Source organism: Novosphingobium sp., from assembly GCF_036733805.1.
Taxonomy (GTDB): Bacteria; Pseudomonadota; Alphaproteobacteria; order Sphingomonadales; family Sphingomonadaceae; genus Novosphingobium.
Genome location: NZ_DAIMZT010000007.1, coordinates 32081 through 43787, shown reverse-complemented (window position 1 = coordinate 43787; position 11707 = coordinate 32081). Strand labels below are relative to the sequence as shown.

The window sequence follows — 11707 nt, the reverse complement described above, 5'->3', positions numbered from 1 at the left end:
GATTAGGGAAGTTTCTGGGTGTGGGCGTATTTCCGAATGAAGTCGGCGAGCAGGGAGAACTGAGGGCCGACAGCGGATTTGACCATGTAGCCGGCAACCTGTTCGTCATAGGCGCGGTAGCGATCCTGATCGCGCGATGAGGTGCTGAGAATGAAGACTACGGTGCGTCGCAGCCGCTGATCGCCTCGTATCGCCTCCAGGAACTGGAAACCGTCCATCCCCGGCATGTTGATATCAAGGAGCACGATTACCGGCGTTTCCAGGCGCTTGCCCGGATGCGATCCGCGCAGGATCGCCAGGGCCTCAGCACCGTCGCCGGCGGTCAGGGTCCGGCAGGGGACGTCGTGCTTGCGAAAGCTGCGAAGCACGCCTTCCAGCGCAACGTCGTCGTCGTCGACCAGCAATACAGTGCAGTCAAGAAGGGTGCGCGCGTCATTCATCGTCGAACTCCCGCAATAGGATCCGAGGCCAGTGAATCTCGAATTGTGCACCGCCGAGCGGGCCGTGGCCCTGGACGGTCACCATTCCGCCATGTGCGTTAATCATGCGCCGGGTAAAGGCTAGGCCGACGCCGTCACCCTCCGTGCCCGGCGAGGCGCGGTGAAAGAGCTTGAAGATGCGTTCCTCATTGCCGGCCGCAACGCCCTTGCCGTCGTCTTCCACCGAGAACACCGAGAAGCGCCCTTCTTCGCGCATGGCCACGCGAATGCGTCCCGATCGGTCGCCATGATGCTTGGCGGCATTGGCGATCAGATTGCGCAATGACGTGGAGAGAGGAGCGCGCGGCGCGGTGAGCGTTCCGCCCGCTATGTCAATCTCGACGGAGAAGCTGTCCGGTATCATGGCCATGGACATCGCTTCCTCAATCAGTTCGCGCGGATCGAGACGCTCCATATGCATGTCGCGCACACCCGCGCGGGCATAACTCAGCAGATCGTCGATCATTTGTTCGCAGCGGCTGATGCGCAGCGCTATGCGGTCGAAATTGTGACGGACATCTGTGGTCAGATTATCCTCGCCGATGTCTTCGCGGATCCAGGTGACCAGGTCGCCGATGCCCCGCAAGGGGCTGCGCAGATCGTGGCTGGCGACGTAAGTGAACTCCTCAAGCTGTGCATTGGTCTGCTGCAGCGCGCTTTCGGAGCGTTTTCGGCCCGAAATGTCCGTGACGATCGCCAGGAACAGCGGTTGGTTAGTGGCCTCCAGCTTGCTTAGCGCGATCTCGACCGGAATCTCCTGGCCGGAACGGTGCAGGCCCGTCAGGTCGCGTCCCGATCCCATCATGCGCGAACTTGGGGCCGCTGTGTAGCCGACGAAATGCCGGCCATGCGCGTCGCGATATCTGTCAGGCAGCAGCATGTCGAGCGGCTGGCCCACGAGTTCCTCGGCGGCATAGCCGAAGATGGCTTTGAGCGAAGCGTTGGTCTGAACGATGCGCTGGCGACCGTCGACGACGATCAGGCCAAGCGGCAGGTTCTCGAATATCTGGACGAAGCGCCGCTCGGCGGTGACCTGACGAGTCAGACTCTGGATGTAAAGGACGGCGTAGCGCCCGTATTCATTGGGAACCGGCGCAACGGTCAGTTCGACGACTTGCGCCGTGCCGTCGGCAGCGATCAGCCCGATCTGCCGTGTGCGGGTATCGATGGGGGCCGCGAAATGCTGCTCCAGCAACTGGCGCAGATTTTCCGCTTCGCTTTCGCTCAACCGCGCATAGATCAGCGAATGCCGCAGGGTGGCGGCATTGGGTTCGCCAAGGGTTTCGGCGGCTGCGGCGTTGAACCAGGATACCATACCGGCCGTATCGACGATCACCGCGCCGATCGGCGCATGTTGCAGCACGGCGTGCATCTGGGTGGTGGGATGAGCTGCGAGCGTCACCGTATCTCCCTCCTTCGGACCACCCGCCGGTAAAGCGGGTGCCTGATGGCAGACAGGTAGCAAGCCCGAGGGAAGCGGGGGACTATGGGGCCACTACCTGTCACTGCGAGAGATAACGCAGCGATCTTTGCGGATAGCGAAAATAGGTTTCCGAATGTTTACCTAGGTGCGACCGATTCTCAGCCTTTTTTGGTCGGGCAAACGATTGTGGCGATTAAATTTCTGCAAACTTACCGGCGGCGCGATCCTTCTTCACCTTCAAACCCTCAAACACCGATCCGTTCATGGTGATCCAAACGCCGGGCGCCGCGGTCTGGCAGCACGCGAAGGCCATGCCCAGGTTGAACGGCGCATCACTCTCGGCGAATCGCGCCGGCGCAAGAGCGCCGCACAGCACGATGGTCTTGCCCTCGATTTCCGCCAGCACTTTCGCCGTCTCCGTCATGGTATCAGTACCATGTGTGACCACGATCCTTGTCTCCGGCGCAGCGGCTACAGTCATCTTGATAAGCGCGCGGTCCTCGTCCGTAAGTTCCAGGCTGTCTTTGCGCATCAGTTCGATCACCCGGAAGGGATGAGTGACGCGCGAGATCTTCAGCAGTTTCTCGATCACGCTTTCGCCGATCCGGTATTCGGAAAGGGCGTCGAAGTACTGCTTGTCGATGGTGCCGCCAGTAGTGACGACGAGAATAGGGGTGTTCGGCATGATCTCTGCCTATCAGCCCTTGGCCATCTCCCCAAGTGTCCCGTAATCCAGCTTTCCGGTGCTCAGGACCGGCAATGCGTTCAGTACACGGATATCACGCGGCAACATCAGTTCAGTGACGCCGTGAGAGCGGCCCCACTCCAGCAAGGTTTTGGGGTCCGCTCCGGCGGCCGTCGTGAACAGCACCAATTGTTCGCCCTTCCTCGTATCGGGGCGCGTGACCACCGCATGCTCGGCTTCGGGCCAGACCTGAGCCGCATGGCCTTCCACGGCAGGCAGCGAGACCATCTCGCCGCCGATCTTGGCAAAGCGCTTCGCACGGCCACGGATGGTGATGAAGCCGGCATCATCGATGGTGACGATGTCGCCGGTATCGTGCCAGCCCTCGGCCGGTGGTTGCAATAGGCCGGGATCATCCGCCAACAGATAGCCGGCCATGACATTCGGTCCTCTGACATGCAGGCGGCCGCCGGCGGCAATGCCAGGCACCGCCTCCAGACGCGCCTCCATGGCTGGGAGCAGGCGGCCTACCGTGCCGGCATGATAATGCATCGGCGTGTTGACCGCGATCACTGGAGCGCATTCCGTAGCGCCATAGCCTTCCAGGATGCGCAAACCGAACTTTTCAGCGTAAGTCCGCCGGGTCTCCTCGCGTACCCTCTCTGCGCCGGCGAAAATGTAGCGCACGGAATAGAAGTCATAACCGTGAGCCATGCGCGCGTAGCCAGAAAGGAAGGTATCAGTGCCGAACAGGATCGTGGCGTTGCAATCATAAGCTAATGCGGGAACGATGCGATAATGCAGCGGGCTGGGATAGAGCACGGTGCGGATACCGTTGAGGATAGGCAGCAGGGCGCCGCCGGTAAGGCCGAAGGAATGGAACATCGGCAGTGCGTTCAGCACCACGTCACTGGGATTGAAATCGATCCGAGCCGCAAGCTGCGCGCAGTTTGACAGCAGGTTGCGATGCGTCAGGACGACGCCTTTGGGCGTCCCTTCCGATCCGCTGGTGAACAGGATGGCCGCAGGTGCATCGGGAGAGATCTTGCGTCTGCGATGGCGTTCTTGCGCACCGTTCCGAAGCAGCAGGTGCCAGAGTTTGGTGCCGGTCCGGATCTCCTGCGCCATGTCTTCCAGATAAAGCACTGTCCGTCCGGTCGCTTCCATCGCGGTGATCGTGTCGTACAGCCTGGTCTGCTCGACGAAAGCGCGGGCAGTGACGATAAGTTGGATGCGGGCGGTATCGCAGGCCGAAATCAGATTGTTCAGCCCAGCGGAAAAGTTCAGCATCGCCGGTACGCGTCCTTCCACCTGCAATGCGAAGAAGGTAATCGCGACGCCGTTGATGTTAGGTAGCAGCAGACCCACCGGCTCGGCCGGGCGCGTGCGATAGGCCAGACGTTCACCGAGAAGCTCCGCCCCAAGGATTAGGCGATTGTAGCAGAGGGGCTGGCGCGTGATGTCCTCTATCACTTTGGCGTTGCCACCATGGATCGCACGCGCCTCGCACAGCGCCGTGAACAACGTGCGGTTCGTGTCCGTGGTGAGGAAGATCATCGCACTCATCTCGTCGTAGAGACGGCGCCCCGCGATGGCGCGGCGTTCGCGCGCAGACATATCACCTTCGACTGCGAAGCGCCGCTGAGGCAGGACGTCGATCGTCACCTTCGGAAACCAGCGCGTGCGCACTTTGCCTTTGAGGCGTGACAAGGGAGAGTATTGCGGTCCATTCAAGCGGACAGGGACGATGGGGGCATCGGCCTTGTCAGCGACCATGCCGGGGCCGTCGAATACTTTCATCAGCGCGCCGGTCACCGTGATGCGGCCTTCCGGGAAGATCACCAAGGTATTGCCTTCGCGCACGGTGCGTACCATCGCCTTGGCTGACATCGGGTTGGTGGGATCGACGGGAAAGGCGCGGAAAAGCTTCAAGAAGGGCTGTATCCACCAGCTTCGCGCGATGCTGGTATGGACGGCAAAAGTCGGCTTGCCCGGCAGAAACGCGCCAAGCAGCACGCCGTCGAGGTAAGAGAGATGATTGACCACCACGACCGCGCGTTCGCCGGGCTTGGGCATGTTTTCGATGCCGGTGACTTCCACCCGGTAGAGCACTGAGAGCACAAGCCGGATCACGGCCTTGAACAGGGTTTCGGGCAAGAGCCAGATAGAGGCCGTCGCGACGAGAAGGGTGGCCAGACCCAACACGCCGATTACCTGCGGCACGCTGGCGCCCGTCGACAGGAGCATCGCGACCACGCCGACCGCGAGCACTGTCATTCCTGCATTCAGAATATTGTTGGCCGCGATTACTTGTGAACGTTCCTCAGCGGGGGAACGAACCTGAAGGATCGCGTAAAGCGGAACTATGAACATGCCCCCCGAAAAGGCGATGACCACCAGATCCGCCACGATCCGCCATGAACCGGGAGTTGCAAGGAATTGTGCGATGGTCGCATCAAGCGTCTTGACCGTGAAGAGCACGGTCGAAAACGAGAGGTCGATCAGACCGGCGGCCAGGGTCAATGCGCTTGCCGGCACGTATTTGGCCGAAATCTGGCCGCTGAGCAGCCGGTTGACCGTCATTGAGCCCAGCGCGATCGTCACTGAGAAGATCACCAGGAACAAGGTCGCCACCTCTTTTCGTGCGCTCAGAGTGTCCGATACGAGAGGCACGAACTCGGTCAGGAGCACTGCGCCGGCGGTGAAGAACCAGCTTATTCCCAACACCGCGAGCCAGACGCCGCGGCCACGGTGCGCGGTGGCCAGCACGTGCCAGGTGCCACGCGCGATGTTCCAATCGATGGGATGGCCGCGACGGCTTGGTGGGGCAGCGGGAATTGCCAACGCTACGAAATAGCCCACTGCCGCAAGACCGGTGGCGACAACTCCGGCCTCCCACGGCTGGACCTGTCCGGCGAGCAATTGTCCACTCAAGATTGCGAGAAAAGTGCCCGCCTCGATCAGGCCGGTGCCGCCCATGACTTCATGCTCGGCCAGATGCTGCGGCAGGATTGAATATTTGACTGGGCCGAAAACCGTGGAGTGCAGCCCCATCAGGAACAGGCTGGCAAGCAGCAGCGCGATCGATTCCCAAGCGAAGCCGATCAGCGCCAGGCCCATGATTCCCACTTCGGCCAGCTTGACCCAACGTACCAGTCTGGCCTTGTCAATGCGATCCGCAACTTGCCCGGCCAATGCCGAAAAAAGGAAATAAGGCAAGGTGAACAGGCCGGTGGCAATCACGGAAAGCATGTCGGCCCTTTCCGGAGAGCCCCGCAGGATGCCGTAATTGGCGAGCAGGAGCATCGCATATTTGAGCAGATTGTCGTTAAAGGCGCCGAGAAATTGGACCGCGAACATTGGCGCGAAACGTCGCTTGGCCAATAGTGAAAAATCAGGTGCCGCCACGATATTCCCCCGTGCCCGTTGAGACTTAGTTACTTTCCCTTGACCCCGCTTCCTTAGCTTGTGCGCTGACCTTTTCCAGGCGGCAACGGCCGTGAATCGTTGTCTCGGGATTCTTTAAGTCTCACGGAAATATACATTGTTCAATTAAAAAAATAGACAGCGTTTAATTTCTTTGCCAGAGGGATCGCGAAAAAGGAGACGAGAAGGAATGGGGCGGCGTTCAGACCACTCGCGCGACGAACTGCGTGAACTGCTTCTGGAGGCGGGCCACAAGCATTTGTCCGAAGTGGGTTTCGCCCGCTTCTCGGCACGCGAAGTGGCCAAGCGGATCGGCTATTCGATCGGAACAGTCTACAACGTCTTCGGCTCCTACGACGCGCTCATGCTGGCGCTTAACGGGCGCACGCTCGACATCTGGTTGGCATTCCTTGAACGGCGGCTGGAGGGACGGGAAGCGGGCCGGCTCGACGCGGCGATTGATGCTTATTTCGATTTTGCACTCAGCCACCGCCACGCTTGGACCGCGCTTTACGATTTTCGCCTGCCCGACGGTGCCCCCCCCTCGGATAGCTATCGGGAGAAGGTGTCCGCCATTACCGGCGTGATCGTACGTGAAGTTGCGGCAGTGCTGCCATCGGATTCTGCGGCAAAGGCACCAGCGTTGGCGCCTTCGCTGCTGGCCTGTGTCCATGGCCACTGTTTCTTCGCGCTGAACGGCACCTTCGCGATGCTGGGCGAAACCGACCCCCTGGGGGCAGCTAAAATGCGGGTCCGCGATGCGCTTTCACGATGTAGTGTGAGTTAAAGCAGGGCTATTAGGGCCGCTTGTCCGCCCAACTTGCGATCAATTCGATCAGGCCATCCACGAAAGCGTCCTGTTCCGCTTTCGTCGGTCGAATGGGGCGCTGAACGATTTCTGCGCGATACCCCGATATTGTTGCTGTGGTTAGCGAGGTCAGCATCCTCGCTTCCGGCTCGGAGAACCTGGTCGCGTAAAATTCGATAATGCGCATGCGGATCTTCGCAGGGCCGCGCGCTTGGAACATCTCCGCGATTTCCGGGAATCGTGCGCCTTCCGCAACTACGAAGCGGAACAACCGTATCGCGCTATCGCTGAGAAGGCATTCCAAATAGCGAGCGCATACGCGGCGCAGCGCGGGCAGGGAAAACGACTTTACAGTCAGCACAACGTCGATGTCGCGGGAGAAGGTTTCGACTTGCTGGTCGATCACCGCGGCCAACAGTTCTTGCTTGGAACAAAAGTGCGCCCACAAGGTCGCTTTCGATCCGCCGAGTTCTTCGGCTATGGCGGACATCGTAGTTGCCGCATAACCCCGTTCGAGGAACGAGCGCGTGGCGATAACAATGATCGCTGCACGCTTTCGCGCCTTGTTCAGTTCCCTCTTTCCCATCTGGCTTTTCATATGCGTACCATATAGTACGCTTTTTCATTGACAGAAACAACCGGCCTCTCGATGAAAATGTACTGATGGGTACACATTTCCGCGCTCGAGTCGTGGCGTTTTCGCTATTGACGGCAACCATCTGTTTGTCCGCGTGCGCTACTCCAGATCTGGGGCCGCATCCGCAGATGCATGCACCCGCGATGCTGGCGTCCGGAAAATCGCTGTCATCCGTCAGCCCGGCTCGGAACTGGCCTGAGGAGCGCTGGTGGCGCATTTATGGCGATCCACAGCTTGATGCACTGGTGGATGAGGCGTTGGCCGGTTCGCCGAGCTTGGCCACCGCTCAGGCGCGCATTCTGCAGGCGCGCGGCGCGGCGGAAGCGGCCAGAGCGGCCCTGCTGCCGTCGATCGACGGGCAGGTCTCGGGAGGAGTCACGAAGCAGAGTTATAATAACGGCATCCCAGCCAATTTCGTACCGCACGGCTGGAAAAGTACCGGGACCTTGGCGTTGTCGGGCGATTTCGATCTCGACCTATGGGGCAAGAACCGTAAGTTGCTGGCCGTCGCAACATCGGAGGAAGCGGCGGCGGAAGCGGATGCACGGCAGGCCGAACTGATCCTTTCAAGCAATGTCGTCTCGTCGTATTTCGATCTGGCCCGGCTGATCGAGCGGGGCGAGTCCCTGGCGGACGCCAGCAGGGCACACGCCGAACTGGTTGATCTTACCCGCCAACGATCAAAGGCCGGGCTCGAAAGTGAAGCGCCGCTGCGCCGATCAGAAGCGGCCGCAGCTTCGGCGCGTGCGGCGCTTTCAGCCAATGAAGAGCAGGTCCTCCTACGCCGTCACGCCATTGCCGCTCTGCTGGGCGCGGGCCCGGACCGTGGACTGACGATCACCCCTCCTGCACTTCGCTCTCTCTCCGAAAGCGACCTGCCAATGGACGCCGGCATCGGGCTGGCTGGTCGCCGGCCCGACATCGTGGCCGCGCGGCTGCGAGTGGAAGGGACATCTGCCCGGATCGACATCGCCAAGGCTCAATTCCTGCCGGACATTTCGCTTAGGGGTTTGATTGGTCTCACTTCACTTGGGATATCGAATCTAATCGAAAGCGGCTCGACTTACGGCAATGCCGGGGCCGCGCTGACCCTTCCGATCTTTCAGGGCGGGAGGCTCAAGGGCAATTTCACGCAGGCGAGAGGCGCCTACGACGCTGCGGTCGCTGACTACAATGCAACGGTGGTAAGTGCGCTGCAGGAGGTTGCCGATGCATTGGTCAGTCGCGACGCTGCCGCTGTGCAAGAGCGCGACGCGGCGCAGGCAGCGCGCACTTCGCTTGCCGGCTATGACCTCGCCGTGAAGCGCTACCGCGCCGGCCTGACCAACCATCTCGATGCGCTGACGGCGCAGACTGACGCGCTTAACGCGCGGCAGGTGGCTGTCGATGCTCATTTCCGCACTTTGGCCTTGGACGTCGCGCTCAAGCGTGCGTTGGGCGGCGGGTTTGCAGACAATTCCAGCAAGAAGGCCCCTGGCAATGAATGATGACGCGCAGGAACAACCTGCCGAAACGCCAAACATGCACAGCAATGCCGGGGCCGATGGTTCGGGAGCCGTGATCGACAAGAAGAATCGCTGGCCCTTGTTGCTCGGGCTGGGGCTCGCGGTCGTCGTGATAGTAGGGATATATTTCCTTTACGAGATGTTCATCGCCAGCCTTTCGGTCTCTACGGACAATGCCTACGTCGCAGGCGAAACGGCCGAAGTGACCCCTCTTACTTCCGGCAGAGTGATCGAGGTGTTTGTCACTGACACTCAACCTGTCAGGCGAGGACAGATCCTGTTCCGGCTTGAGGATGCGGATCAGCGCATCGCTTTGGCGCAGGCACAAGCGCAGCTTGACTATGCAAAGCGTAACTTCGGCCAATCGCTTGCCAACAGCGATGCCCTTGGCGCCGCCGCTGATGCCAGCACCACTCAGATCGGCGCCGTGCAGGCTAAGTTGGCTTCCGCGCAGGCCGCATTGGTGAAGGCTCAGACCGATTACAACCGTCGCGCTTCGCTGGCGGGAAGCGGCGCGGTGTCGGCGGAAGAGCTGACGGCGGCCCGGGAGGCTTTGTCATCTGCGCAGGCGGCTGAACACGAGGCGCAGGCCGGGCTTGCTTCCGCTCGCGCCAGCTCCGTCAGTGCGCGCCGGCAGCAAGAGGCATCGCGGGCGCTGATACGGGGCGCCAACAGCGAAACTGCGCCGCAAGTGCTGCTGGCCAAGGCCCAGGTGGAGAACGCCAAGCTGGCGCTTGCGCGCACCGTCATCCGGGCCCCGATTGATGGAGTGGTCGCTCGGCGCACGATCCAGGTTGGACAAAAGGTGGAAAACGGGCAGGCGGCAATGTCGATCGTCCCCGTCGATCAGCTTTATGTGGATGCCAATTTCAAGGAAGATCAGCTTGGCAAGGTTCGCAGCGGCCAAAGTGCGAAGCTTACTTCCGATTTCTATGGGTACGACGTCGTTTTCCACGGCAAGGTGGTCGGCTTCGCCGGCGGCACCGGCGCTGCCTTTTCCCTGATCCCGGCACAGAACGCGACGGGAAACTGGATCAAGGTGGTCCAGCGCCTGCCCGTGCGTATAGAACTTGATCCTCAGGAGTTGAAGCAGCACCCCTTACGCATCGGCCTGTCGATGGAAGCCAAGATCGATCTCACGAGCAAAAAGTGATGGCTTCCTCTGACAATGCCCTTTCGGAGGAGACTGACACAGGCCAGGAGCGTACTGTCCTTTCTGGCGGACGCCTGCTCCTGGCCGGGATCGTCCTGGCGATGGCGAACTTTGTCGTCGTGCTTGATACGACAATCGCCAATGTGTCGATCCCGCACATTGCTGGTGGTCTAGCCGTTTCGACACAGAGTGCGACCTGGGTCATCACTTCCTATGCCGTGGCCGAAGCGATTTGCGTTCCTTTGACCGGATGGCTAGCGGGCCGTTTCGGCGCCCTGCGTACCTTTCTGTTTTCGCTGGCCGGGTTCGGCCTGTTTTCGGCCCTCTGTGGGGTTTCGCGAACCCTAGACATGCTGGTCGTGTTTCGGCTTGGTCAGGGCCTATGCGGTGGGCCATTGATGCCGCTGACCCAGACACTGCTCCTGCGCATCTTTCCTCGGCATATGCATTCCCGGGCAATGGCGCTGTGGGCGATGACTATAGTTACCGCGCCGATTTGCGGCCCCATTCTGGGTGGCGCAATCAGTGACAACTGGTCATGGCAATGGATCTTCTACATCAACGTCCCGATTGCCGTGGTCATCTTTGCTGCAACCGTCGCCCTTTTTCGCAACGCCGAAACGCCAACCATGAAACTTCCGGTGGATTTCGTGGGGCTTATTCTGCTGGTGATCTGGGTCGGAGCATTTCAAATGATGCTTGACCTTGGACGTGAAGAGGACTGGTTCAGCTCCACCAAAATCATCATGCTGGCGGCGACAGCGGCGATCTTCTTCTGCGCCTTCCTGATATGGGAGTTGACCGAGGAACATCCGATTGTCGACCTCAAGGTGTTCCGTCACCGGGGCTACACGGCTGCGACACTCGCCCTGATGGTCGCCTTTGGCACTTACTTTGCCTCCGTAGTGGTAATTCCTCAATTCCTGCAGATATCGATGGGCTACACTGCGACGCAGGCTGGTTTTGTGATGGCTTTTTCCGGGATGCTGGCGCTTGTCATGTCGCCGCTCGTGCCGCAGCTGATGCACCGTTTCGACCCGCGCGCCTTGGTCTTTGTGGGAATAGCGTGGCTCGCTTTTTGCGCGGTGATGCGGACTTGGTGGTCGACTGACTCCACATTCTGGCAATTCTCTTATCCGCAACTGCTCCAAGGGTTGGGAGTGGCCCTCTTCATGGTGCCGCTCACGACCATAAGTCTTTCGGCCGTGAGATCGGAGGAGACCGCTTCCGCGGCGGGAATTGCCAATTTCGGCCGGACGCTGGCCGGCGCAGTCGCCACAGCGATCGTCGCCACCGTCTGGGACAACATGGCGCGCTCCGACAGCGCGGAAATGGCCGGCACCCTGAATGGTTCGCAAGCCGCGTCAACAGCCCTTCAGCAGGGTGGTCTATCAGCCGAGCAGGCCCGCGGAGCTATTGCCCAGATGGTCACTCAGCAGGGAATGACTCAAGCCACTACGCATCTCTTCGCGTTGGCAGCAGCGGCGCTGCTTATTGCGGCGACGACCATCTGGCTGGCTCCGCGTCCACCCAGAGATGTGGCGCCCACGATGGGGCACTGATCGTATCGTCGCCGAATGACTACAGGATA

Annotated in this window: 9 protein-coding genes; 4 read left to right on the top strand and 5 right to left on the bottom strand. The window is 60.5% G+C overall.

Annotation, left to right across the window (positions count from 1 at the left end; genetic code table 11):
- Nucleotides 1-2: 2 nt before the first annotated feature.
- From V7D69_RS03530 to V7D69_RS03515, 4 genes are all read right to left on the bottom strand, one after another.
- On the bottom strand, nt 3-440 hold the full coding sequence (locus V7D69_RS03530; protein WP_324061336.1) for a response regulator: 438 nt from the start codon (nt 438-440) through the stop codon (nt 3-5).
- The gene (locus tag V7D69_RS03525) at nt 433-1881 is read right to left on the bottom strand and encodes a sensor histidine kinase (RefSeq protein WP_324061337.1); all 1449 of its coding nucleotides are present in this window, start codon (nt 1879-1881) and stop codon (nt 433-435) included. The genes V7D69_RS03530 and V7D69_RS03525 overlap by 8 nt, the downstream gene beginning before the upstream one ends.
- Nucleotides 1882-2095: 214 nt before the next feature.
- Entirely contained in the window at nt 2096-2587 is a 492-nt protein-coding gene (locus V7D69_RS03520) for an asparaginase domain-containing protein (protein ID WP_324061338.1), read from the bottom strand.
- A gap of 12 nt (nt 2588-2599) precedes the next feature.
- Entirely contained in the window at nt 2600-5995 is a 3396-nt protein-coding gene (locus V7D69_RS03515; protein WP_333605071.1) for an acyl-[ACP]--phospholipid O-acyltransferase, read from the bottom strand.
- Between the two features lie 208 nt (nt 5996-6203).
- Between V7D69_RS03515 and V7D69_RS03510 the strand changes: the two genes are divergently transcribed.
- Nucleotides 6204-6800, top strand: coding sequence for a TetR/AcrR family transcriptional regulator (locus V7D69_RS03510; protein ID WP_324061340.1), 597 nt, complete (start codon nt 6204-6206; stop codon nt 6798-6800).
- Between the two features lie 10 nt (nt 6801-6810).
- On the opposite strand, the gene V7D69_RS03505 is transcribed toward V7D69_RS03510, so the two are convergent.
- Nucleotides 6811-7407 (bottom strand): TetR/AcrR family transcriptional regulator, encoded by a 597-nt coding sequence (locus tag V7D69_RS03505; protein ID WP_324061341.1) that lies wholly within the window; start codon nt 7405-7407, stop codon nt 6811-6813.
- A gap of 77 nt (nt 7408-7484) precedes the next feature.
- On the opposite strand from V7D69_RS03505, the gene V7D69_RS03500 reads away from it, so the two are divergent.
- The 3 genes from V7D69_RS03500 to V7D69_RS03490 are packed head-to-tail and all read left to right on the top strand — an operon-like array spanning nt 7485 to nt 11678.
- The gene (locus V7D69_RS03500; RefSeq protein WP_333605070.1) at nt 7485-8945 is read left to right on the top strand and encodes an efflux transporter outer membrane subunit; all 1461 of its coding nucleotides are present in this window, start codon (nt 7485-7487) and stop codon (nt 8943-8945) included.
- Nucleotides 8938-10116 (top strand): HlyD family secretion protein, encoded by a 1179-nt coding sequence (locus tag V7D69_RS03495; protein WP_333605069.1) that lies wholly within the window; start codon nt 8938-8940, stop codon nt 10114-10116. Before V7D69_RS03500 ends, V7D69_RS03495 begins: the two co-directional genes overlap by 8 nt.
- The gene (locus V7D69_RS03490) at nt 10116-11678 is read left to right on the top strand and encodes a DHA2 family efflux MFS transporter permease subunit (protein WP_324061344.1); all 1563 of its coding nucleotides are present in this window, start codon (nt 10116-10118) and stop codon (nt 11676-11678) included. Before V7D69_RS03495 ends, V7D69_RS03490 begins: the two co-directional genes overlap by 1 nt.
- Nucleotides 11679-11707: the final 29 nt, after the last annotated feature.

Bases quoted from the DNA above. Each gene is read 5' to 3' on its own strand.
- V7D69_RS03530 (WP_324061336.1), bottom strand. From the start codon at position 440: ATGAATGACGCGCGCACCCTTCTTGACTGCACTGTATTGCTGGTCGAC.
- V7D69_RS03520 (WP_324061338.1), bottom strand. From the start codon at position 2,587: ATGCCGAACACCCCTATTCTCGTCGTCACTACTGGCGGCACCATCGAC.
- V7D69_RS03510 (WP_324061340.1), top strand. From the start codon at position 6,204: ATGGGGCGGCGTTCAGACCACTCGCGCGACGAACTGCGTGAACTGCTT.
- V7D69_RS03505 (WP_324061341.1), bottom strand. From the start codon at position 7,407: ATGGGAAAGAGGGAACTGAACAAGGCGCGAAAGCGTGCAGCGATCATT.
- V7D69_RS03500 (WP_333605070.1), top strand. From the start codon at position 7,485: ATGGGTACACATTTCCGCGCTCGAGTCGTGGCGTTTTCGCTATTGACG.
- V7D69_RS03495 (WP_333605069.1), top strand. From the start codon at position 8,938: ATGAATGATGACGCGCAGGAACAACCTGCCGAAACGCCAAACATGCAC.
- V7D69_RS03490 (WP_324061344.1), top strand. From the start codon at position 10,116: ATGGCTTCCTCTGACAATGCCCTTTCGGAGGAGACTGACACAGGCCAG.